The sequence below is a fragment of the Mycobacterium sp. NGS62 genome, assembly GCF_059812285.1.
Window position 1 is genome coordinate 26,170 of record NZ_JCALCK010000007.1, and the last position, 23,019, is coordinate 49,188.

Sequence of the window (23,019 nt, forward strand, 5' to 3'; positions counted from 1 at the left end):
ATGACCCAGTCGGCCCCCGCATCCGCACCGCCCGCGGCTGCCGAATCGGCACGGCAGGCGTTGTTGGCGTTGCGCGCCGAAATCGCCAAAGCCGTCGTCGGACAGGACGCCGTGATCAGCGGTCTGGTCATCGCGCTGTTATGCCGAGGCCATGTGCTGCTCGAAGGCGTTCCGGGTGTGGCGAAAACGCTGTTGGTCCGTGCGATGGCCGCGGCGCTGCAGTTGGAGTTCAAACGGGTCCAGTTCACCCCGGATCTGATGCCCGGCGACGTCACCGGCTCGCTGGTCTACGACGCCCGCACCGCCGCTTTCGTGTTCCGCGCCGGCCCGGTGTTCACCAATCTCATGCTGGCCGACGAAATCAACCGCACACCGCCCAAGACGCAGGCCGCTCTGCTGGAAGCCATGGAAGAGCGCCAGGTCAGCGTCGACGGTGAACCACGGGCGCTGCCCGATCCGTTCATCGTCGCCGCGACACAGAATCCGATCGAATACGAGGGCACCTATCAGTTGCCCGAAGCGCAACTCGACCGATTTCTACTCAAGCTGACAGTCCCGCTGCCAGCGCGTGATTCGGAGGTCGCCATCCTCGGACGGCACGCGCACGGCTTCGATCCGCGTGACCTGTCGGCAATCCGACCGGTGGCCGGCAGCGCCGAGCTGACCGCCGGGCGCGAGGCGGTGCGCCAGGTAATTGTCGCCGACGAACTGCTGGGCTACATCGTCGACATCGTCGGCGCCACCCGCCACTCACCGGCGCTGCACCTTGGCGTATCGCCGCGTGGCGCCACGGCGTTGCTGGGCACCGCCCGGTCGTGGGCGTGGCTGTCCGGGCGCAACTACGTCACGCCCGACGATGTGAAGGCGATGGCCCGGCCCACCCTGCGGCACCGGGTGATGCTGCGCCCGGAAGCCGAGCTGGAAGGCGCCACCGCCGACGGGGTGCTCGACGGCATACTTGCCTCGGTTCCGGTGCCCCGATAGTGGTCCTGACTGGACGCACTGGGCTGGTTGCGCTGGCCGGTGTACTGCCGGTCGCGTTATCGCCTTGGCCGGCAACGGCTTTTCTGGCGCTACTGGTGCTGCTGCTGATGGCGGTGGCCGTCGACGTCGGGTTAGCCGCAAAGATCAGCGCCCTGCGGTTCAGTCGTTCGGGGCCGGCGTCGGTGCGGCTCGGCGAGTCAGCGAATGTCGGTCTGCTGATCCACAACGGTGGCCGGCGTCGGTTTCGCGGCCAGCTCCGCGACGCCTGGCCACCCAGCACGCGCGCCGAACCCGGTGTTCACACCGTTGACATCGCTGCCGGCCAGGCACAGCCGTTGGCTACCTGCCTGCAGCCGGCACGCCGCGGCGATCAGCGGACGGCGGTGGTCACGGCACGATCGTTCGGACCGCTGGGCCTGGCGGGACGGCAGTGGTCGGCACCGGTAGCCGGGACCGTGCGGGTACTGCCACCGTTCCTGTCCCGCAAGCACCTCCCGGCACGGCTGGCCAAGCTGCGCGAGATCGATGGGCTGTTGCCGACGTTGACCCGCGGCCAGGGCACCGAATTCGACTCGCTGCGAGAGTATGTCGTCGGCGACGACGTCCGCTCGATCGACTGGCGCGCCACCGCCCGTCGCTCCGACGTCGTAGTCCGGACTTGGCGGCCCGAGCGTGACCGTCGGGTCGTCATAGTGCTCGACACCGGACGCACGTCGGCCGGCCGGGTCGGTGTCGACCCCACCGCCGGTGATCCGGGTGGATGGCCGCGACTGGACTGGTCGATGGATGCCGCGCTGCTGTTGGCGGCGCTGGCATCCCGGGCCGGCGACCACGTCGACTTCCTCGCCCATGACCGCGTCACGCGGGCCACGGTGTTCGGTTCGCCGCGGACCGAGCTGCTCGCCCAGCTGGTTGACGCGATGGCGCCGCTGCGCCCCGAACTCATCGAATCTGATGCCGCGGCAATGGTTTCCGCGGTATTGCGACGGGTCCGGCGGCGTGCGCTGGTGGTGCTGTTGACCGACCTCAACGCCGCTGCTCTCGACGAAGGACTGCTGCCGGTATTGCCGCAGCTCTCCGCCAGACACCAGGTGATCATCGCCGCGGTGACCGATCCGCGCGTCGACCGGCTCGCTGCCGGCCGCGCCGATGTGGCTGCGGTGTATGACGCGGCGGCGGCCGAATGGTCCCGCAATGACCGGGACCGGATTGCCTCGCGGCTGCGCCAGGGCGGCGTGGACGTGGTCGATGCGCTACCGACCGAGTTGGCGCCCGCGCTGGCAGACCGCTACCTGGCGATGAAGGCCACCGGACGGCTCTGAGGTCAGCCGGTCGGTAGCACGTCGGGTGCGTCGGCGATGTCACCGGTCTCCGCGGCCAGGACGGCGCGCCGACCGAAGTACACGACGTAGGCCAGAAACGCTGCCTCGGCCGCGATCCCGATACCGATCCGCACAAACGTCGGCAGCGGCGATGGGGTCACTGCCGCTTCGATGACACCCGAAACGAGTAACACCGCCACCAGTCCGACCGCGATCGCGACGACGGCGCGACCCTGCTCGGCAAGCACCTGGACGCGGGGGCGCTGTCCGGGCGAGATCACCGCCCAGCCCAACCGCATCCCGGCGGCGGCGGCCAGAAATACCGCCGTCAATTCCAGCAGGCCGTGCGGAATCAGCAGGCCCAGCAGGACGTCGCCCTTGCCTGCCTGGAGCATCAAACCGCCGATGGCGCCGAGGTTGGCGGCGTTTTGGAACAGCACAAACGGGATCGGCACGCCCAGCACGACGGCCAACGCGATGCACTTCGCGGCGACCCAGGCGTTGTTGACCCATACCTGCAGGCCAAACGCCACGGCCGGATGCTCGCTGTAGTACGCGGCGACGTCATGGTTGACCAATTCGTCGATGTCGCTTGGGGTACCGATGGTGGCCTGCACCTCGGGGCTGCCGGCCACCCACAGCGCGATGATGCCCGCCACCGCGAAGAACGCCAGACCCGTCGCCAACCACCAACGCCACGCGCGGTAGGCCACCACCGGGAACGACACCGTCCAGAATCGGATGAACTCGCTGCTGACCGGAGCGTGCGCGCCGGTCACCGCGGCGCGGGCGCGGGCCACCAAAGTCGACAGGCGGCCGATCAGCGCCGACTCCGAGGATGCTGAGCGCAACATCGACAGGTGCGTCGATACCCGTTGATAGAGCTCGACAAGTTCGTCGATCTCCGGGCCGGTGAGACGACGACGGTTACGCACCAGCCGGTCGAGCCGGTCCCAGGCGCCGCGGTGCGCAAGCACAAAGGCGTCGACGTCCACCTGCACGAGGCTAGCGGCGCGCGTAGCGGCGATCGCAAACTCGGCGAAGTCGAGTGCAGCGGGTCGCCGCCACAGGGGTAGCGGCGATCGCAAACTCGGCGAAGTCGAGTGCAGCGGGTCGCCGCCAATGGGTAGCGTTCGCAGTATGTCGGAGGTCGTCACCGGCGATGCCGTGGTGCTTGATGTGCAGATCGCGCAGTTGCCGGTGCGCGCGGTCGGAGCGTTGATCGACATCGTCGTCATCATCGTCGGTTATCTGCTCGGATTGATGTTGTGGGCGGCCACACTGACCGAGTTCGACGACGCCGCAACTGCCGCCATCCTGATCATCTTCACGGTGCTGGTGCTGGTCGGGTATCCACTGGCCTTCGAAACGGCGACCCGCGGCCGGACGGTCGGCAAAATCGTGATGGGGCTGCGGGTGGTATCCGACGACGGTGGTCCAGAGCGTTTCCGCCAAGCGCTGTTCCGGGCCCTGGCGTCGCTGGTGGAAATTTGGATGTTGTTCGGGAGCCCCGCTGTGATCTGCAGTCTGCTTTCACCGAAAGCCAAACGAATCGGCGACATCTTCGCCGGGACGATGGTGATCAGCGAACGCAGCCCGAAATCGAGTCCGCCCCCACCGATGCCGCCGTCACTGGCGTGGTGGGCCGCGTCGCTGCAATTGTCCGGTCTCAGCTCAGGGCAAGCCGAGCTGGCGCGTCAATTCCTTTCTCGGGCACCGCAACTCGATCCGGGGCTGCGTTATCAGATGGCCTACCGGATCGCCGGTGATGTGTTGGCGCGCGTCGCTCCACCGCCGCCGCCCGGAACTCCGCCGCAACTCGCGCTGGCCGCTGTGCTCGCCGAGCGACACCGCCGGGAACTGGCGCGGTTGCGCCCGCTGGCCGCACCGGTCCCCGGGCCGCCTCCGCAGAACTGGCCGCCGCCCCCACCACCCTGGCCTGCGCCGGGCGGCGGTTTCACACCGCCTCGTTGAGTTACTGAACCACCGTCGCCGCGACGATGACGATGTCGATGACCAACAGCGCCAAGGCGATCACCGGAACCACGATGCCCCACCGGCGGCGAGCCGTGAAGAAGGAAATGACAATGGTCAGAGCCGCCACCACCGGCGCGCCGTAGAACAGGACACCGAAACTGATTCCGTTCGGCCCGAGATTGGGGCACTGCTTGTCAATGCACGCAGCCGTGCTCATCACGGCACCGAGCGTAAAGATCAGCACAGCCGCGGCGGCCGGCACCGTCAACAGCGCGAGCACCCAGTTCACCCAGAGACGCAACCGGCCTTTGCGGTCGGCGTCGTTTTGGGGTACTGCCGGTTCGGCGCCGGCAGCGACCTTCACGTCGCGGTTTTCGTCATTCATCCGTTCAGTGCTACCCAGCCCGCCACGACGGATAAACCTTCCCAGCTTCAGTTCAACTTCGCTGGCTACCGTGCCGGCATGACAAGGACGGCCGGCGCCGCCGAGGCGATCCCGGCACGGCTGGCGCGTGCGCTGGACTTGTTGAACTTCTCGCTGGCCGACGTGCGCGACGGTTTGGGTCCCTACTTGTCAATTTATTTGTTGCTGACCTATCAGTGGGACCAGGCCTCGATCGGGTTCGTGATGGCCATCGGCGGGATTGCGGCAATCGTGGCGCAGACGCCGGTGGGTGCGGTGGTCGACCGCACCACGGCCAAGCGGACACTGCTGATCGCCGGAGCGGTGATCGTCACTGCGGGGGCCCTGGCGATGCCACTTTTTCCCGCGTTCTACTCGATCTCGGCGTTACAGGCGGTTACCGGGATCGCCGGTTCGGTGTTCGCTCCTGGCCTGGCGGCAATCACCCTGGGCGTGGTGGGACCGGGCAATTTTGCCCGGCGAATCGGGCGCAACGAGTCCTTCAACCATGCCGGCAACGCCGCCGCCGCGGCCACCACCGGTGGGCTGGCCTACTTCTTCGGCCCGGCGGTGGTGTTCTGGGTGCTCGCCGCAATGGGCCTGCTCAGCGTGGTGGCCACCCTGCGGATCCCGGCGCAGTGCATCGACCACGACGTGGCGCGCGGCATGGACCACGCACCCGGGCAGGCTCACCCGCAGCCGTCCCGATTGGCAGTGTTGCTGCACAACCGGCGGTTGATGATTTTCGCCGCCGCGGTAGTGGCGTTTCATTTCGCCAACGCAGCCATGCTGCCGCTGGTCGGTCAGGTGCTGGCACTGCAGAACAAGGAGCGGGGCACCGCGTTGATGGCGGCTTGCATTGTGGCAGCCCAGGTGGTGATGGTGCCGGTGGCTTATATCGCCGGCGCTAAGGCCGACAGTTGGGGGCGCAAACCCATCTTTTTGGTCGGTTTCGCGGTGTTGGCCGCCCGCGGTTTCCTCTACACGCTGTCGGACAACTCGTCCTGGCTGGTGGGTGTGCAACTGCTCGATGGGGTGGGTGCGGGCATTTTCGGGGCACTATTTCCCCTGGTCGTGCAGGACGTCACGCATGGCACCGGGCGGTTCAACATCAGCCTGGGCGCCGTCACCACCGCCTGGGGCGTGGGTGCTGCGCTGTCGAATTTCGCCGCCGGCTGGATCGTGGTGGCGGCGGGCTACCACGCGGCATTCCTGGCCTTGGGCGCGCTGGCCGGCGGCGGATTCGCCCTCTACCTGCTCGCTATGCCGGAAACCGGCCCAGCGGCGACGAATGTTTCTCCCACCGTTGCATCGCGATAGTTTTCGATATATCGTTGCTGTATCGCTCACGCACCAGACGTGACGCCATCAGAAACGAGACACACCATGAGCACACCTTTCCGCCCTTACGGAATGCCCTTCGTCGGTGGACCCCCAGAGGGCTTCGGTCCTGGCCCCCAGGTTCATAGCGCGGTGCACGAAAAGCGCCGCTCGGCTCGATCCGAGGTCCACGGGAATCTCCGCAGCCATGGCCGCGGACACGACAACCCGGGCGGTGCGAAATTCGGAGCGGGGTTGGGCCGCGGGTTCAAACCCGGCGGCTTCGGGTCCGGCGGGTTCGGTCCCGGCGGGTTCGGTTCCGGCGGGTCAGGTCCCGGCGGGTTCGGTTTCGGACTCGGGTTCGGTCCCGGCCCGCGCGGTGGTCGCCGCGGTGGCCCGGGCCGGCGCGGTCGCCGCGGCGATGTCCGTGCCGCCATCCTGGTGCTGCTGGCCGAGCGGCCGATGCACGGTTACGAGATGATCCAGGAGATCGCCGAGCGCAGCCAGGACCTGTGGCGGCCCAGCCCGGGCTCCGTGTATCCGACCCTGCAGTTGCTGGTCGACGAGGGACTCTGCGTCGGATCGGAAATCGAGGGAACCAAGAAGCTTTTCGAGCTGACCGAGCAGGGCCGCGCCGCTGCCAAGAAGATCGCGACCCCGCCTTGGGAGGAGATCGCTGACGGGGTCGACCCGTCGCACCTCAACCTACAAACCGCGGTCGGCCAATTGCTCGCCTCGATAGCGCAAGCTGCGCATGCGGCAACTCGTGAGCAGCAGCAGCGCATCATCGACGTCGTCAACAATGCGAGGCGCGAAATCTACACCGTACTCAGCGAAGACGAGTAGCGCCCTACCCCGCGAGCGCCAGAAGGTTTAGGACACGTCGACCCAGTCCAGGGTGCGTTGCACCGCCTTGCGCCAGCCCGCGTATCCCGCGGCGCGCTCGTCATCGTTCCATGCCGGCGACCAACGCTTGTCCTCGCGCCAATTGGCCTGCAAATCATTGGGATCGGCCCAGAACCCCACCGCCAGGCCGGCGGCGTAGGCCGCCCCCAGTGCTGTGGTCTCGGCGATCACCGGCCGCACCACGTCGACACCGAGCACGTCGGCTTGGATCTGCATGCACAAGTCGTTGGCGGTGATACCGCCGTCGACTTTGAGAACCTCGAGGCGCACGCCGGAGTCGGCTGCCATCGCGTCGACCACATCGCGGCTCTGGTAGCAGATCGATTCCAGCGTCGCGCGGGCCAGATGCGCGTTGGTGTTGTACCGCGACAGCCCGACGATCGCGCCGCGGGCATCCGATCGCCAGTACGGGGCGAACAAGCCGGAAAACGCCGGAACGAAATACACGCCGCCGTTGTCGTCGACCTGGCGGGCCAGCGCCTCGCTCTGCGCGGCGCCGCTGATGATGCCCAGCTGGTCGCGCAGCCACTGCACAGCCGAGCCGGTGACCGCTATCGAACCTTCCAGGGCGTAAACGGGTTTGGCGTCGCCGAACTGATAGCAGACCGTAGTCAACAAGCCGTTGGCTGAGCGCACGATCTCTTCGCCAGTGTTGAGCAGCAGGAAATTGCCGGTGCCGTAGGTGTTTTTCGCATCTCCGGGTGACAGGCACACCTGCCCGACCATCGCCGCGTGCTGGTCGCCGAGGATGCCGGTGATCGGCACCTCACCGCCGAGCGGACCGCTGTCCCGCGTGACCCCGTATGGCTGCGGAGCCGACGACGGCGCAATCGCGGGCAGCATCGCCCGCGGTATCCCGAACAGCGCGAGCAGCTCGTCGTCCCAGTCCAAGGTCTCCAGATTCATCAGCATGGTGCGGCTGGCGTTGGTGACGTCAGTGACATGCACGCCGCCGCGCGGACCGCCGGTGAGATTCCACAGCAGCCAGGTATCGGCGGTGCCGAAGACGGCGTCGCCCTGTTCGGCGGCAGCACGTACGCCGTCGACGTTGTCCAATATCCATTGCAGTTTCCCGCCGGAGAAATACGTCGCCGGCGGCAGGCCGGCTTTACGCCGAATCACCTCGCCGCGGCCGTCGCGGTCCAGCGCCGACGCGATGCGATCGGTGCGGGTGTCCTGCCAGACGATGGCGTTGCAGTAGGGCCTGCCGGTGCGCTTGTTCCACACCAGCGTGGTCTCCCGCTGATTCGTAATACCCAGCGCGGCAATGTCTTCGGGTCCAAGGCTGGTTCTGTTCAATACCGATACCAGCACCGAGGCAGTGCGCTCCCAGATCTCGACCGGGTCATGCTCGACCCAGCCGGCTCGCGGCAGGATCTGTTCATGCTCAAGCTGGTGGCGGCCCACCTCGGCCCCATCGTGGTCGAAAATCATGCAGCGGGTGCTGGTGGTGCCCTGGTCGATCGAGGCGATGAACTCAGCCACTTGCTCTCCTCCGCGGGACGGCGGCCACTGCGTGTAATCGTCCATGATGGTCTATGTGGGCAGACGAACGTTCGACCTCGAGAGCATGCCGCGCGGCGGCCCCACAGCGTCGTGCCTGGACCGGCTCTTGCAGACCGATCGGCTGGAATATCTGGACCGCGACGACGTCGACGAGCGCAAGCACGCCGTGGTTCGATCCCTGGACCGCTTCGGGCGACTGTTCGGTCATCACCAGATGTTCGCCCGCATTGCGCTCGAGGAGATCGCCGACGTGCCCGATCCCAAGATCCTCGAGCTCGGCTCCGGACATGGTGGGCTGGCCCGGGCGCTGCTGGAGATGCATCCGACCGCCGACCTGACAGTTACCGACATCGAACCCGCTTCCGTGGCCGCGATCGCCGCCGGTGATCTGGGTCACCACCCGCGGGCTGCCGTGCTTCAGATGGATGCGACAGCCATCGATGCGCCCGACGGCTGCTACGACCTGGCGGTGTTCGCGATGTCGTTTCACCACCTGCCGCCGGCGGCGGCGGCCCAGGCGTTGGCCGAAGGGAGCCGCGCGGCGGACAAGCTGCTGATCATCGATTTGCCCCGGCCACCGTCGCTGCTGCACATCGCCCAGCTGGCCTCGATGCTGCCGCTGGCCATGGTGATGCCGATGGCACACGACGGTGTGATCAGCTCGCTGCGCGCCTACAGCCCGTCGGCGCTGCGAGCGCTGGCCCGGCACACCGACCCGGCGATCCAGCTCGAGCTGCGCGGCGGCGGCTTGGTCAATTCCCCGCTTCGGCCGCGCCCCCAGATCGTGGTGGCCAGTCGCTTGCGCGAGCGTCGCTGAACCTGTTGCATCGGCGATGTGGGCGAAGAGGTCAAACGGGCCGCGTACAACCATTCGCACCGGCAGGAATACCGGCGCAAGGTGCAGTTGTGCCTAGACGTCTTCGAGACGATGCTCGCGCAGTCCAGCTTCGAGTTCGACCGTCCGCTGACCGGGATGGAGATCGAATGCAATCTCGTCGACGACGACTACCAGCCGGCGATGTCGAACCGGTATGTGCTGGCGTCGATCGGCGATCCGGCCTACCAGACCGAATTAGGCGCCTACAACATCGAATTCAACGTGCCGCCCCGGTCGTTGCCGGGTCGCACCGCAATCGAGTTGGAAGCCGACGTGCGGGCAAGTTTGAACGACGCCGAGACAAAGGCCAACGCCGACAACGCGCACATCGTGACGATTGGGATCCTGCCGACGCTGATGCCCGAGCATCTGCGTGGCAGGTGGATGAGCGACTCCACCCGCTATCAAGCTCTCAACGACTCGATCTTCCGCGCTCGCGGTGAAGATTTGCAGATCGACATCGGCGGGACCGAACCGCTCAGCTTGAATTCCGGCACCATCGCCCCCGAATCTGCTTGCACCAGTATGCAATTGCACCTGCAGGTGTCCCCCGCCGATTTCGCCGACAACTGGAACGCCGCGCAGGTGCTGGCCGGTCCACAGCTGGCGCTCGGCGCGAATTCGCCGTACTTCTTCGGCCATCACCTGTGGGCGGAGACTCGCATCGAACTGTTCACGCAGTCCACCGACACCCGGCCGGACGAGCTGAAAACCCAAGGGGTGCGGCCTCGAGTGTGGTTCGGGGAGCGCTGGATCACGTCGATCTTCGACCTCTTCGAAGAGAACGTGCGCTATTTCCCGTCGCTGTTGCCCGAGGTGTCTGACGAAGATCCGGTCGCCGAGCTCGCCGCCGGCCGTACGCCACAGCTTTCGGAGTTACGTCTGCACAACGGAACCGTGTATCGCTGGAACCGGCCGGTGTACGACGTCGTCGGCGGCCGTCCCCATCTGCGGGTGGAGAACCGAGTGCTGCCGGCGGGACCGACCGTCGTCGACATGCTGGCCAATTCGGCGTTCTACTACGGCATGCTGCGTACGTTGTCGGAGGAAGACCGTCCGGTGTGGACCAAGATGAATTTCTCCGCGGCGCATACGAATTTCCGTAAAGCGGCCCGTTATGGCCTGGACGCTCAGTTGTATTGGCCGGGTTTGGGCGAGGTGACCACCGACGAACTGGTGCTGCGGCAATTGTTGCCGATGGCCTACGAGGGCCTGCAGGCCTGGGGTGTCGCCGCTGAGGTGTGCGACCGGTTTCTGGATGTGATCGAGGGCCGCGCGAAAACCGGCCGTAACGGGGCAACCTGGCAGGTGTCCACGGTGCGGGCATTGCAAGCCGGCGGGATGACTCGGCCCGCGGCGTTGGCGGAGATGCTGCACCGCTACTGCGACCACATGCACAGCAATGAGCCGGTGCACACCTGGGAGACGATGACCACGCCCGAGTAGGTTGGAGCTCATGGCGAATGAAGTGATGGATTGGGACAACGCATACCGGCAGGAAGGCGTTTTCGAGGGACCGCCGCCATGGAATATCGGTGAGCCGCAGCCGGAATTGGCTACCTTGATCCGGGACGGCAAGGTCCGCAGCGACGTGCTGGACGCGGGCTGCGGCTACGCCGAACTGTCGCTGGCGCTGGCGGCCGAAGGCTACACCGTGGTCGGGATCGATCTCACCGCGACCGCTGTCGCGGCCGCCACCAAGGCTGCGGAAGAACGCGGACTGCGCACTGCGAGTTTCGCCCAAGCCGACATCACCTCGTTCACCGGCTATGACGGCCGCTTCAATACCGTGATCGATTCCACGTTGTTTCACTCGCTGCCAGTGGAGGGCCGCGACGGCTACCTGCGCTCGATACACCAGGCCGCGGCGCCGGGCGCGGTGTATTACGTCTTGGTTTTCGCCAAAGCCGCTTTCCCGCCCGAGGCGGAGCAGGGGCCTAACACGGTCGACGAGGACGAATTGCGGGCCGCGGTGAGCAAGTACTGGCAGATCGACGAGATCCGTCCGGCATTCATCCACGCGAACATGCCACCCAGCGCGCCCGATGCCCCAATTCAGCTGCCGGAGTTCCCCAAAGACGACAAGGGCCGGTCGAAATTGCCGGCCTATTTGGTGACCGCGCATAAAGCCGACTGAAGCGACGTCAGGTGGTGGCCGCGGTCGCGTCGGCCAATGCGGCGGCGAAGGCTGTCAACTCGTCGGTGGTGGTGTCGACGTGCGGCGAGATCCGCAATACCGGCGCGGCCAATTCCCGCGGCGCCCGCTCCACTCCCGCGGCCGTGGTCACGATCTGACGGTGGTCGATCAGCCAGGACCGCACGACGTCCGGTTGGGCGCCGTCGGTCGGGGCCAGCGTGGTGATCGCGCTCGGCTCTTCCGGTCTTTCGACGACCCGCCAGCCATGGACGTCGGCCAGCACGGTGCGGCTGTCACGGCCCACCTGAGCCAGACGTTGCCGCACCGCCGCCGGGTTGGCGGCCAGATGCTCACCCAGCGCAACCGAAAAACCCACCCGCGCCGCAACATTGGCTTCACCGAGTTCGAGTCGTTGGGCCACCGACAGCGACGACACCCATTCCGGCGGAGGCAACCGTGGCCGCAGCTGCTGCACCAGCGCTGGACGCACGGCGAGTGCGCCAACCCCGCGTGGGCCCGCGAGCCATTTGCGCGACGACGTGTACGTCACGTCGGCACCTACCGCGCAGTCCACGTGGCCGAGCCCCTGGGCGGCGTCCACAATCAACGGCAAACCCAGTTCGCCGCATAGCCGCACCACCTCGGCCAGCGGCTGCACGACCCCGCGGTGGCTGGCCACGACGGTCAGATGCACCAGATCCGGCGGGTCGGTGGCCAGGCGCACGGCCGCTTCGTCGATCGCGATCCGGCCGTCGCCGTCGGCGGGCAACGGGCGGCTGGCGAAACCATGCGCGGCCATCACCGCCAAATTGGGCCCGTATTCACCCGGCAGGCAGGCCAGAGTCCGGCCGCCCGGCGGCCAACTGCCCAGCAGCAGGTCGAGTGCGTGCAGCGAGCCGGTGGTGAACACCACCTCGGCATCGGGCATGCCGGCCAGCGCGGCGACGGCGGCGCGCCCGGCGTCCAGCACCGGTACTGCGGCGGCCGCGGCGACGTAGCCGCCGACTTCGGACTCGTGGCGGGCGTGCCGGGCTGCGGCATCGAGCACAGCCAGGCTCTGCCGCGAGCAGGCTGCACTGTCCAGGTGCAGCCCGGCGACCGGCGGACGGGCCGACCGCCAGCCGTCTGCCAGCGAGGTCACTTGGCGGCCAGCGACAGCCCGAAGTCGCCGGCGCTGTCGGTCCACCACCGGGTGCGCCGCAGGCCGACAGCGGCCAGTTCGGCGGCCACCGTCTCGGGCCGGAACTTGCACGAGACCTCGGTGAGCATCTCCTCACCGGCGGTGAACTCGGCGGTCAGGTCGAGCGCCCGAATCTGCACGCGCTGCGGTCGTTCGGCGCGCAGCCACATCTCCATCCGCTGCTCTTCAGCGTTCCAACGAGCGACGTGCGCATAGGCTTCGACGTCAAAATCCGCGTCGAGTTCCCGGTTGACCACCGAGAGCACGTTGCGGTTGAACCGCGCCGTCACTCCAGCGGCGTCGTCATATGCCCGGATCAGCCGCTCGGTGTCTTTGACCAGATCGGTACCCAGCAGCAGAGTGTCGCCCGGCCGCAACACCGCGGCCAGCGACGCCAGGAACTCGCCACGCGGCCCGGCGGTCAGATTGCCGATCGTTGACCCCAGGAACACGAACAGCCGCCGCCCACCACCGGGAATCTCAGCCAGATGCTCCTCGAAATCACCACAGACTGCGGCAATCTCGATACCGGGATAGTCCCGCTGCACTGCCGATGCGGCCACCGACAGCATGTTGGCGTCGACATCGAACGGCACGTATCTGCGCAGCGCGCCGCGGTCACGCAGCGCATCCAACAACATCCGGGTCTTCTCGGACGTCCCACTTCCCAGCTCGACCAGGGTGTCCGCACCGGTGGCCGATGCCACCTCGGCTGAGCAGCCACGCAGGATTTCGGCTTCCGCGCGGGTCGGGTAATACTCCGGCAGCCGGGTGATTTGGTCGAACAGGTCGCTGCCCACCGAGTCGTAAAACCACTTGGGCGGCAATGATTTCGGAGCCTGTCGCAGGCCGTCGAGTACATCGCGCCGCAACGCCTGATAGGCGGAGTCTGCGGCGAGGTGGTTGGACAGCGTCAGCGTCATCGAGGTCCTCCCAGTGCGGTCAAGGTGACGCCGTCCGCGGTGACCTCGACGAGGTGGCGGTCGGGCACGTCCTCCCAGTCCGGGTCGTCGTCATAGGGTTCGCTGGCCACCACCACGCCGTCGTCGCGGCGCAACACCGACAATGTGTCGCCCCAAGTGGTGGCCAACAGCCGGGAGCCGTTCGCCGCCAGTACATTCAGCCGAGCCACGGGGTCAGCCGTCCCGAGCTCCACAATGGTTTCAGCAAGGTTGTCACAACCTCGGGTGAAAATCAGCGCGGCGAGAAGTGCGCTGTCACACATGGATTCGGCCGATTGGGTGGGGGGCAGAATCGAGCGGTCGACGATTCCGTTGTGGGAGAGCAGCCACTGGCCATCGGTGAAAGGCGCGGCGGCGCTGACTTCGATCGGCATGCCGACCGTGGCCGAACGCACAGCGGCAACGACGCAGTGGCTGCGCAGTGCCGGAGCGATGGAACCGAAGGACGCGTCACCCCACAGCGGGGCAGCGCTACGCCACCGCCGCGGCGTCGCACCGTCGAAAAAGCCTACGCCCCAACCGTCGGCGTTCATCAGGCAATGTTTTTGGCGGCGCGGCGCATAGGACTGCACCCGCAGACCGTAGGGCGGGTCGAGCATCAGCGCCGAGACGGCGACCTCGCGACCCAGCCAGCCCAGGTGTCGACACATCAGATGTCCCAGGCCAATCGGACGCCGGCGAAGATCTGCCGCCGATACGGATGATCCCAATTGCGAAAGCTGGGCCGCAGAATTTCCGGTGCGACGGCCCACGACCCGCCGCGCAGCACCCGGTAGTCACCGCCGAAGAATGGCTGCGAATAGCGCCGATAGATCATCGGCGTGAATCCCGGCCACGGCTGCAGCGGTGAGGTGGTCCATTCCCACACATCGCCGAGCGTCTGCTCGACTCCGTAGGCTGACGCCCCGCGAGGGTAGGCGCCGACCGGTGCCGGGCGCAGCGCCGCACCGCCGAGGTTGGCACGCGTCTGGGACGGATCGTCGTCGCCCCACGGGTAGCGGCGCCGCGCACCCGCGGCCGGATCCCACGCGCACGCCTTCTCCCATTCGATTTCGGTGGGCAGCCGGGCATCTGCCCATGCGGCGTAGGCCTCGGCTTCAAAGAAAGTGACGTGCTGGACCGGTTCGTCGGCGGGGATGTTTTCGACGTGGCCGAACCGGGTCCGCGTTTGACCGTCGGCGTCCCAGAACTGCGGTGCGGTCAGGCCAGCGCTCCGGCAGTGGTCCCAGCCGCGTGTCGACCACCACCGCGGCTGGCGGTAGCCGCCGTCGTCAATGAACTGCCGCCATTCACCGTTGGTGACCGGGACCCGGCCGATCCGGAAGGCCGGGACGTCGACGACGTGTGCCGGGCGCTCGTTGTCCAACGAAAACGGTTCGTCGGCGGAGTCGACGCCGAGCACGAACGGGCCCGCGGGCACCGGCACCGACGTGCCTGCCAGACCTGGCCGGCCCGACGGCAACGGGGCCCCGGTGGGCAGCAACGCCGAGCCGATCCGCAGATTCAACGCCTGCAACATCGTCTCGTCGTGCTGGTTTTCGTGGCTGACCACCATCCCGAAGACGAATCCGGCATCGGGATCGTCGGGCAGTGCGTCCAGGGCGTCGAGCGCCGCCGACCGCACTGTGTCGCAGTATGCGCGAGCCTGTTTCGGTGACAGCAGCGCCAACTCGACGCGGCTGGCGCGGGAGTGCACGAAGGCGTCGTAGAGGCCCTCGACGTCCGGCGGCAACCTCCCCGGCCGATCCGGGGCACCGCCACGCAGCAGCCACAGCTCTTCCTGCTGGCCGATGTGCGCCAGGTCCCATACCAGTGGGCTCATCAATGGGTCGTACTGGCGACGCAGCTCGGTGTCGTCGAAATCGACCAGCTGCAGGGTCCGCTCTCGGGCCCGAGTCAGAGCGCCGGCCAGCGTTTCTCGTGAATTCACGACTCCCCTTGCGCCAGCCGGGTGACCATTGGTGCGATGCCGTGCGTGATCACCTCGTCGGAGAAGTCGTCGGCGGGACAACGGCCCTGCTCGACGGTTTTCACCAGCTGGCCCATCGCCTCGTTGAGGTGTGCGGGGGCGCGGTCGGCGGCGATGGCCACGCAGCGGTGGGCTGCGGCGTGTAGCCGCCGGTCGGCCAGCCCGACCCGGGCCGCGGCGTCCCAGGCAGTGGCGACCGGTTCGACGGCCTGGGCCGCAAGTTCGGCGGCATCGGGATCGTCGAGCAGTGTCACCAACGTGAACACCACCGCGGGCCAGATCGCGTCGGGGACACTGTCGAGGTAGCGGATCTCCAGCCACCCGCGTGGCCGCACCGGGGGAAACAGCGTGGTCAGGTGGTAGTCCAGGTCAGCGGTGGTCGGATAGCGACTGCTGAGCAAAGACCGGCCGTCAGCCCAATCGGCGAACGGCACATAGTGCGTCACCGGAACGGCAGTGCCGTTGTGCGCGGCGTGCACCAACATCACCGGTGCCTTCAGGGCATAGCGCGCCCAGTCGGTGCTGGGATCGTCGCCGCTGGCGGTCAGGATGGGCCCGCAGCGCGCCGAGTCAAGTTGGCTCCACACCCGCTGGCGGGTGGACAGCCAGCCGGAGAACCGCCCACCCACCAGCGGGGAGTTGGCGGCGATGGCCACCATCGTCGGACCCAGCGCGTGTGCCAACCGCACCCGCGCCGCCCACCCCGGCTGCGGTCCGGCGTCGAGGTTGACCTGGACCGACGCCGTCGACGTCATCATCGCCGCGCCGGCCACCCCGGTGCGGCTGGCCACGAAGAACCGTTCCATGGCGGCATAGCGCGCGCCCGGGTTGACCCGTTTGGCCGGGCGCAGCGGGTCTGCGCCCAGCAGCACCAGACCCAGTCCGGCGGCGGCGAACGCGGCCCGCAGCACTGACTGGTCAGCGGCCATCGCCTCGATGGCCGCTACGACGCCGAGGACCGGTGGGCCCGACAACTCCACCGCGCCACCAGGTTCGACAGTGACCGCGCTGGCGCCCGGCAGTCCGGGAAGCGACGCGATGACGTCGGTGATCTCGTCCCAACCGGGCCTGCGGTGCGGCTCGAGCGGATCAAAACAGTGCGCCTCGATCTCCAGGCCGACGCGGCCCAGCGGGGCGTCGGACAGGCAGGTGTCGGTGATGTACTGCGCGGCGGCCGACGAACTGGTCAACTCACCGTCGGCCAGGCGCGTGCCATCCAGCTGCGACGCGACGGCAAACGCCATATGTCAGATCCCTCCGGGCCCGGACCGACGGTCGCAGGCCGCTGGTTGCGCGCGGCTACCCAACGATAGCCGTACGTTTCATCATCCGGAGGGCACCGACATATTCCGCAACGGTCGGCCGCCTCGCCGCGCCTTATTGGCCGAGCGCGTTCTCCATGGCTCCGGCCAGCACGTTTACCGCCGGGCCGGCATTGCCCGATTGACAGACCTTGGCCTGCAGCACAACGTTTTCCCGCAGCCGGGTTTGATTGAAGCAGCGGCGGTCGGTGCCGGCTTCCTGCTTGGTCCACGCGGCATCGGCGGCGCTTGCGGGCCCGCCGTCGAATGACCACACCTCGGTGGCCCCGTCGTCCAGGTGCATTGCGGTGGCCTGACCAGAACAGCCGACGGTGCGGTCTGCGACGCGGTGAAAAGCACGGCCCGCGGCGTCATTGGTGGCGAAGACGCCGACCGCCTGCTTGACGAAATGCGTCTGGTCGCTAGGCGACGTCTGGGTGGTGGCACCGTTGAACGAGGCCAGGTCCGGGTCGTTGTAGACCTCGGGCAACCCGATATCCGCCCAGTTGTTGCACACCGGGTCGTCGACCCAGTACGCCTGGACCGGCTGGGTGAACACCGACTCGTCTCGCATCGGTCCGCCGACGATGTTGCCGACCGACCCCTTGCCCATGACCGCGTAGTTCACCACGCCGGGGTCCGAGGGGCGGGCAGCCGCTGTCGGGGCCGCTGCGATGGCCAGGCCGATGCTCACCGCCGCGGCACTGATCCGCACGAAATTCAATGCCCGGTTACACCTTGGCTGAAACGTCGATGTCGACGTTGCCCCGGGTGGCTTTCGAGTACGGGCACACCTGATGCGCCTGGTGCATCAGGTCGTCGGCCGCCTGCTGCTCCAGCCCCGGCAGGTAGCCGACGATCTTGCCGGTCAGCCCGAAGCCGCCGGCGGGGTCCTTGCCGAAGCCGACCTGGACGGTGACGTCGGTTGCGTTGTCCAACTTGACGTCCGCCTTGCCTGCGACCAGCCGCAGCGCGCCCAGGAAGCAGGCCGCGTAACCGGCGGAGAACAGCTGCTCGGGATTGGTGCCGTCGCCGCTGCCGCCCATCTCTTTCGGCGGCCGGGTCTCGAGGTCGATGCGGCCGTCTGACGACTTCACATGACCGTCGCGGCCGCCGCCAGTCGCCGTGGACTCCGTAGTGAAAACGACTTCAATACTCATGCGCTCGATCATGCCAATACCGCTCACCAAACAGAAGGCAGGGCTGCGGGTGGAGGCGCTGCAGCAGCCCTGGCTTCTGTTTCGCGGTTTACCGGTGCGGGGGCGGAGGCGGAGGCGGAGCGGGCGCGGGGCTCGACGGCGGTGGGAAGAGACCACCAGGCCCGGGGCCTGGCCCCATCCCCGGCCCGCCAGGCATCATCGGCGGTAATCCGGCACCGCCCGGACCACCGGGTCCCATGCCGGGTCCGGGTCCCATGCCGGGCCCGGGTGCCATGCCGGGTCCGCCCGGGAACACGAACAGCCATTGCCCTGCCCCAGGGGGCGGCGGCGGGCCGCCGGGGTTGAACATGCCGTGATGGTGGTGACGGTGATGGAGGTTGTAACCACTAACCACGGCGCCGGTGAAGAAGATCGCCGTCGCGATGAAAACAATGCCGGCAGCGATCACTACCAGGGCGGCGGTCCGGTAAAGCTTGCTCTGTGGTGCCGCAGCCGGAGGCGGCGGTGGCGGCGGTGGCGGCGGGGCGGGGACGGGCGGCGGAGCTTCGGGTGTTTCGGTCATACCCCGATCATGCGCCATCGCGGCGGGTCGCCGCGCGGCCAACTAGTGGCAGCACCAGAGCATGCAGACGACGAACAGGGCAGTCGCGGCGATGAAGACGATTCCTGCGATGATCGCGACCCAGGCCGCGACTTGGTAGAGCCGGTCCGGCGTTGTCGACGGTGGCGCGGCCGCAGGTGGCGGAGCCGGCCGTTGAGGTGTATCGCTCATGTCCCGCATCATGCCGCAGGCGCCGCCCTACCTGCGAATCCGGCACAACGTCGGAACCCGGCGTCCCATTGTCGGGACGCCGGGTTGTGAAGTAATGACGTTGCGCTAGCGCGCCGGAGCAGAGGACGGGGCCACCGACGCTGGCGGCTGCCCGGGCCCGGGTGCGACGGCGCCGGGGCCACCGGGGCCGGCTGGTCCACCGGGAGGGACTGCCCCGGGTCCGCCACCGGGGCCACCGCCCGGCCCGCCGCCCGGTCCGCGATGGAACATCGAGTGGTGGTGGTCGTGATGATGGCCGTGGTGACCATGACCATGATGTCCGGCGATCCGGAAGCCGGCAAAGAAAATGGTCGTGACGATGAACAGGATGCCCGCGACGATCACGACCCATGCAGCGAGTCGATAAAGCCAATACGGCTTGTCCGGACGTGGCGTAGTTGTGGCCGTGGTCGGCGCGGTGCGTGCTTCAGGTGTTTCGCTCATGGTTCGCATCATGCGCGACCAACCGATAGTCCGAGCTAGGTACTAGCTATGTAACAGCTATGAGTCATTCGGGCTTGAACGGGTTGACGGCGAACTGGATCACTCGATACGGGGCCCGGGCGCGCGGATCGCTGTTGTGCCATTGGCTTACAAACACCCGCAGTTCGTCGAGCGTCGACCCCGGGGAGATATAGCCGCCATACGGCTGGGCCAGCCGGTTGTCGTAGGGTGGCGGCAGGCTTTCGGCGGGATCGGGCCACTCGTCGTGTTGCACCACCGTGGTCACCGGCGCGGTGCCCAGTGAGGTCGGTTCGTCGGCGACCCGAACTTCCATGTTTCCCGTGTTGGAGTTGAAATACGACAGGACGGCCTTTCCGTCGATCTGCTTGAAGCTCATCTCACCGATCATGTCCTGCCACAACGGTGTTGGCGGTTTGTTCCAACCGCCATCGGGTCCCGACGCCCAACCTTGCCACCGAGAGCGGTCGGTGAAACTCTCCGGGGCAACCCGGTACAGCACCACCGGCAGATTGCGCTGGAAACTGTCGGCGACGATGTACACCCAGCCGGTCGGCGAGTCGGCGGTCGGGATCGGATCGTAATAGCCGCTGATCTGTGACTGCCCGCCGCCCTGATAGGAAGCATCTCGCACCGATCCAGTAACCGTCTGCCAATACCCTTGCACCGGTTGAGCTTTCACTAACCGCGAACTTTGGGGCACCAGTTCTTTGGTGGTGGCGACGAGCAGGTAGTTGTCGCGGTTGATCCGCACTACCCCGGCGGGCAGCTGCCCCGACCCGGGCGGCGGCGGGTCGGCCAGTAGCGGCTCCGACACGCCAGTGACCCCGGTGTAGCGCACCCCTTCCGGGTCGCCGACGGACGAGGTGTCCACGCGTAGCGCGATCGGGGTGAACCAGCCGCCGAATCCAACGCCCTGGCCGGCGAAGCTGTCCCCGCAGACCTGCAGCACTTCGGTGGGGAACTCCATGAACTCGCACAGGTCGGTGGCGCCGATGCCGTAATCCCGGGTAGGCGTACCGGTCCCGGCGGTGGGACCGATCCGAATCACCTCCCCCGGCATCAGCGGCTGCAGGATCGGCTCAGGCATCGGTGCGGGCGGATCCGCATTCGCAAACGAAACAGTCTGCAGCACAAGCAAAGACACCGCAGCCAAAACCGCCAGAGATAAACGCGCAACGCGAACGGCGTCGGGCGGCGGGATCACCCCCGGATCACAATTCGGCGGCCAGCAGCTCGGCGATCTGAATGGTGTTCAGGGCTGCGCCCTTGCGCAGATTGTCACTTGCGACGAAGAGCGCCAGGCCGCGCCCGTCCGGCGCGCCCGGATCTTGGCGGATCCGGCCCACCAGCGACTCGTCGGCCCCCGCGGCGGCCAACGGAGTCGGCACGTCGACCAGCTTGACCCCCGGCGCGCCGTCGAGAAGTTCGCGCGCACGTTGGGGTGAAAGCGGTTGTGCAAACTCGGCATTGATCGACAAGCTATGGCCGGTGAACACCGGAACCCGCACACAGGTGCCGCTGACCAGCAGGTCCGGAATACCCAGGATTTTGCGGCTTTCGTTGCGCAGCTTCTGGTCCTCGTCGGTCTCGCCGGAGTCGTCGCCGACCAGCGAGCCTGCCAACGGCAACACGTTGAAAGCGATTGGCGCGACGTAGGTCTTGGGCGGCGGGAATGCCAGCGCGCTGCCGTCGTGCACCAGCAGCTCGGCACCGTCGACCACCGCGCGAACCTGCCCGGCCAGCTCGGCCACCCCGGCCACCCCGCTGCCGGAGACGGCCTGATAGGTCGAGGCCACCAGGCGCACCAGCTGGGCCTCGTCGTGCAGCACCTTGAGCACCGGCATGGCGGCCATCGTCGTGCAATTCGGGTTGGCGACAATGCCTTTCGGCCGCTTGCGCGCGTCGGCGAAGTTCACCTCGGAGACCACCAGTGGCACGTCGGGATCCTTGCGCCATGCCGAGGAGTTGTCGATCACCGTCACCCCGGCGGCGGCGAAGCGTGGCGCCTGCACCCGGGACATCGTCGCGCCGGCGGAGAACAGCGCGATGTCCAGCCCGCCCGGGTCGGCGGTTTCGGCGTCCTCGACCCCGATCTCCTCGCCGCGGAACGACAGCTTGCGACCCTGCGAGCGTGCCGAGGCGAAGAACCGCACGCTGCTTGCCGGGAAGTCGCGCTCTTCCAGCAGGGTGCGCATCACCTGGCCCACCTGCCCGGTGGCACCCACTACGCCAATGGCAACCATCTAGCGCCCCGTCCCGGCGTAGACCGTCGCCTGCTCCTCGCCGCCGAGCTTGAACGCCTCGTGCAGCGCGAGGACCGCCTTGTCCAGCTCGGTGTCGCGGCACAGCACCGAGATCCGGATCTCCGAGGTGGAGATCAGGTCGATGTTGACCCCGTTCTCGGCCAGCGTCTCGCAGAACGTGGCCGTGACACCCGGGTGGCTGCGCATGCCGGCGCCGATGAGCGACACCTTGCCGACGTGGTCGTCGTAGAGCACCTCGGAGAAGCCGATCTCGGCCTTGAGCGACTCCAGTTTCTGCACCGCGGCCGGTCCGTTGTCGCGCGGGCAGGTGAAGGTGATGTCGGTCTTGCCGTCTTCGATCTTGGACACGTTCTGCAACACCATGTCGATGTTGATGTCGGCGTCCGCGACGGCGCGGAAGATCCTGGCGGCATAACCGGGCAGGTCGGGGATGCCGACGACGGTCACTTTGGCTTCGCTCTTGTCGTGGGCGACTCCGGTCAGGAGGGCGTCTTCCATGGGGATGTCCTTGATCGATCCGGAAACAATGGTGCCCGGCTTGTCCGTGTAGGACGAGCGGACGTGGACGGGCAGGTGGTAGCGGCGGGCGTACTCCACGCAGCGCAGCATCAGCACCTTGGCGCCGCAGGCCGCCAGCTCGAGCATCTCCTCGAAGGTGACGGTCTTCAGGTGCTTGGCGTTCGGCACGATGCGGGGGTCTGCGCTGAAGATGCCGTCGACGTCGGTGTAGATCTCACAGACGTCGGCACCCAGCGCGGCGGCCAAGGCCACGGCGGTGGTGTCCGAGCCGCCGCGGCCCAACGTGGTGACGTCCTTGGTGTCCTGGCTCACACCTTGGAAGCCTGCGACCAGAACAACTTTGCCTTCGTCGAGGGCCGACTGTAACCGCGCCGGCGTGACGTCGATGATCTTGGCTCTGCCGTGTGCGCCGGTCGTGATGACACCGGCCTGCGAGCCGGTGAACGACCGGGCCTCGGATCCCAACGATTCGATCGCCATTGCCACCAGCGCGTTGGAGATGCGCTCACCGGCGGTCAGCAACATGTCCAGCTCCCGCGCGGGCGGCGCCGGGCATACCTGCTGGGCCAGCTCGAGCAGATCATCAGTGGTGTCGCCCATCGCCGAGACCACCACGACCACGTCGTTGCCCTGCTTTTTGGTTTCGACGATGCGCTCAGCAACGCGGCGGATGCTGTCGGCGTCGGCCACCGACGATCCGCCGTACTTCTGCACGACGAGCGCCACTTCCGTCCTTTCGGTCCACCGGTTTTAGGTCGACAACAGAATACGTGCTCGCCCGACGAGGATGCGGGCCGTCTAATGGCCGCGGGGAGAGCTCGCGGTCAGGGCCCGCGGTCAAAACGTTTTGGTGACGGCAGTGAGCGCGGTAAAGTACACACCGTGCAGCGCGTGCTCCTCCTCGGACGCCGCGGCGGGGTCTGATCCAGACCGGCTTCCCGTCGCGGGTGTTCGCG

The 23,019-nt window shown here is 67.3% G+C and carries 23 protein-coding genes and 1 pseudogene; 8 read left to right on the forward strand and 16 right to left on the reverse strand.

Translation table 11 applies throughout. The features are described from left to right. Positions 1 to 16: 16 nt before the first annotated feature. Positions 17 to 984, forward strand: a pseudogene (locus AC5Y49_RS17710) (AAA family ATPase); the annotation flags it as partial. Then, the gene (locus AC5Y49_RS17715) at positions 984 to 2,306 is read left to right on the forward strand and encodes a DUF58 domain-containing protein (RefSeq protein ID WP_499889338.1); all 1,323 of its coding nucleotides are present in this window, start codon (positions 984 to 986) and stop codon (positions 2,304 to 2,306) included. The pseudogene AC5Y49_RS17710 and the gene AC5Y49_RS17715, both read left to right, overlap by 1 nt. Before the next feature lie 2 nt (positions 2,307 to 2,308). Here the strand turns inward: AC5Y49_RS17715 and AC5Y49_RS17720 are convergent, their stop codons facing one another. After that, entirely contained in the window at positions 2,309 to 3,301 is a 993-nt protein-coding gene (locus AC5Y49_RS17720; RefSeq protein WP_499889339.1) for a stage II sporulation protein M, read from the reverse strand. Between the two features lie 145 nt (positions 3,302 to 3,446). Between AC5Y49_RS17720 and AC5Y49_RS17725 the strand changes: the two genes are divergently transcribed. After that, positions 3,447 to 4,280 carry an RDD family protein gene (locus AC5Y49_RS17725; RefSeq protein WP_499889341.1) on the forward strand — a complete coding sequence of 278 codons (834 nt, stop codon included), beginning with the start codon at positions 3,447 to 3,449 and terminating at the stop codon, positions 4,278 to 4,280. A gap of 1 nt (position 4,281) precedes the next feature. Here AC5Y49_RS17725 and AC5Y49_RS17730 read toward each other — a convergent pair whose 3' ends face one another. Further along, entirely contained in the window at positions 4,282 to 4,668 is a 387-nt protein-coding gene (locus AC5Y49_RS17730) for a hypothetical protein (protein WP_499889342.1), read from the reverse strand. 78 nt (positions 4,669 to 4,746) lie between these two features. Between AC5Y49_RS17730 and AC5Y49_RS17735 the strand changes: the two genes are divergently transcribed. Together AC5Y49_RS17735 and AC5Y49_RS17740 are read left to right on the forward strand one after the other, a co-directional pair. Continuing rightward, the gene (locus AC5Y49_RS17735; RefSeq protein WP_499889344.1) at positions 4,747 to 6,006 is read left to right on the forward strand and encodes an MFS transporter; all 1,260 of its coding nucleotides are present in this window, start codon (positions 4,747 to 4,749) and stop codon (positions 6,004 to 6,006) included. A 66-nt stretch (positions 6,007 to 6,072) separates the two neighbouring features. Further along, entirely contained in the window at positions 6,073 to 6,852 is a 780-nt protein-coding gene (locus AC5Y49_RS17740; RefSeq protein ID WP_499889346.1) for a PadR family transcriptional regulator, read from the forward strand. A gap of 27 nt (positions 6,853 to 6,879) precedes the next feature. Here the strand turns inward: AC5Y49_RS17740 and glpK are convergent, their stop codons facing one another. Further along, a complete protein-coding gene (gene glpK, locus AC5Y49_RS17745; RefSeq protein ID WP_499889348.1) occupies positions 6,880 to 8,442 on the reverse strand; it encodes a glycerol kinase GlpK in 1,563 nt (520 codons plus the stop codon). A gap of 1 nt (position 8,443) precedes the next feature. On the opposite strand from glpK, the gene AC5Y49_RS17750 reads away from it, so the two are divergent. Genes AC5Y49_RS17750 through AC5Y49_RS17760 form a run of 3 tightly spaced genes read left to right on the forward strand, consistent with a single transcriptional unit; the run spans position 8,444 to position 11,432 of the window. After that, positions 8,444 to 9,235: a class I SAM-dependent methyltransferase gene (locus AC5Y49_RS17750; protein WP_499889553.1), complete on the forward strand. Its 792-nt coding sequence runs from the start codon at positions 8,444 to 8,446 to the stop codon at positions 9,233 to 9,235. 18 nt (positions 9,236 to 9,253) lie between these two features. Next, positions 9,254 to 10,741, forward strand: a complete 1,488-nt coding sequence (locus tag AC5Y49_RS17755; protein ID WP_499889349.1) for a glutamate-cysteine ligase family protein — start codon at positions 9,254 to 9,256, stop codon at positions 10,739 to 10,741. A 10-nt stretch (positions 10,742 to 10,751) separates the two neighbouring features. Beyond that, the gene (locus AC5Y49_RS17760) at positions 10,752 to 11,432 is read left to right on the forward strand and encodes a class I SAM-dependent methyltransferase (RefSeq protein WP_499889351.1); all 681 of its coding nucleotides are present in this window, start codon (positions 10,752 to 10,754) and stop codon (positions 11,430 to 11,432) included. Between the two features lie 7 nt (positions 11,433 to 11,439). Here AC5Y49_RS17760 and egtE read toward each other — a convergent pair whose 3' ends face one another. From egtE to AC5Y49_RS17825, 13 genes are all read right to left on the reverse strand, one after another. Next, complete coding sequence (egtE, locus tag AC5Y49_RS17765) at positions 11,440 to 12,573, reverse strand: ergothioneine biosynthesis PLP-dependent enzyme EgtE (protein ID WP_499889352.1); 1,134 nt, start codon at positions 12,571 to 12,573, stop codon at positions 11,440 to 11,442. Further along, on the reverse strand, positions 12,570 to 13,535 hold the full coding sequence (egtD, locus tag AC5Y49_RS17770) for an L-histidine N(alpha)-methyltransferase (protein WP_499889353.1): 966 nt from the start codon (positions 13,533 to 13,535) through the stop codon (positions 12,570 to 12,572). The genes egtE and egtD overlap by 4 nt, the downstream gene beginning before the upstream one ends. Then, positions 13,532 to 14,224 (reverse strand): ergothioneine biosynthesis protein EgtC, encoded by a 693-nt coding sequence (gene egtC / locus AC5Y49_RS17775; RefSeq protein WP_499889355.1) that lies wholly within the window; start codon positions 14,222 to 14,224, stop codon positions 13,532 to 13,534. Before egtC ends, egtD begins: the two co-directional genes overlap by 4 nt. Then, positions 14,224 to 15,504, reverse strand: coding sequence for an ergothioneine biosynthesis protein EgtB (egtB, locus tag AC5Y49_RS17780; RefSeq protein ID WP_499889356.1), 1,281 nt, complete (start codon positions 15,502 to 15,504; stop codon positions 14,224 to 14,226). Before egtB ends, egtC begins: the two co-directional genes overlap by 1 nt. Beyond that, positions 15,501 to 16,787 (reverse strand): ergothioneine biosynthesis glutamate--cysteine ligase EgtA, encoded by a 1,287-nt coding sequence (gene egtA, locus AC5Y49_RS17785; protein WP_499889358.1) that lies wholly within the window; start codon positions 16,785 to 16,787, stop codon positions 15,501 to 15,503. The genes egtB and egtA overlap by 4 nt, the downstream gene beginning before the upstream one ends. 133 nt (positions 16,788 to 16,920) lie before the next feature. After that, positions 16,921 to 17,559 carry a sensor domain-containing protein gene (locus tag AC5Y49_RS17790; RefSeq protein WP_499889554.1) on the reverse strand — a complete coding sequence of 213 codons (639 nt, stop codon included), beginning with the start codon at positions 17,557 to 17,559 and terminating at the stop codon, positions 16,921 to 16,923. Positions 17,560 to 17,575: 16 nt separating this feature from the next. Beyond that, entirely contained in the window at positions 17,576 to 18,004 is a 429-nt protein-coding gene (locus tag AC5Y49_RS17795) for an organic hydroperoxide resistance protein (protein WP_499889360.1), read from the reverse strand. A gap of 88 nt (positions 18,005 to 18,092) precedes the next feature. Beyond that, positions 18,093 to 18,566, reverse strand: coding sequence for a hypothetical protein (locus AC5Y49_RS17800; protein ID WP_499889362.1), 474 nt, complete (start codon positions 18,564 to 18,566; stop codon positions 18,093 to 18,095). A 42-nt stretch (positions 18,567 to 18,608) separates the two neighbouring features. Further along, positions 18,609 to 18,776 (reverse strand): hypothetical protein, encoded by a 168-nt coding sequence (locus AC5Y49_RS17805; protein ID WP_499889364.1) that lies wholly within the window; start codon positions 18,774 to 18,776, stop codon positions 18,609 to 18,611. Positions 18,777 to 18,881: 105 nt separating this feature from the next. Next, positions 18,882 to 19,259 carry a hypothetical protein gene (locus AC5Y49_RS17810; RefSeq protein WP_499889366.1) on the reverse strand — a complete coding sequence of 126 codons (378 nt, stop codon included), beginning with the start codon at positions 19,257 to 19,259 and terminating at the stop codon, positions 18,882 to 18,884. Between the two features lie 64 nt (positions 19,260 to 19,323). Beyond that, positions 19,324 to 20,367 (reverse strand): DUF4185 domain-containing protein, encoded by a 1,044-nt coding sequence (locus AC5Y49_RS17815; protein WP_499889368.1) that lies wholly within the window; start codon positions 20,365 to 20,367, stop codon positions 19,324 to 19,326. Positions 20,368 to 20,491: 124 nt separating this feature from the next. Continuing rightward, complete coding sequence (locus AC5Y49_RS17820; RefSeq protein WP_499889370.1) at positions 20,492 to 21,523, reverse strand: aspartate-semialdehyde dehydrogenase; 1,032 nt, start codon at positions 21,521 to 21,523, stop codon at positions 20,492 to 20,494. Further along, on the reverse strand, positions 21,524 to 22,789 hold the full coding sequence (locus AC5Y49_RS17825) for an aspartate kinase (RefSeq protein WP_499889371.1): 1,266 nt from the start codon (positions 22,787 to 22,789) through the stop codon (positions 21,524 to 21,526). Positions 22,790 to 23,019 lie beyond the last annotated feature (230 nt).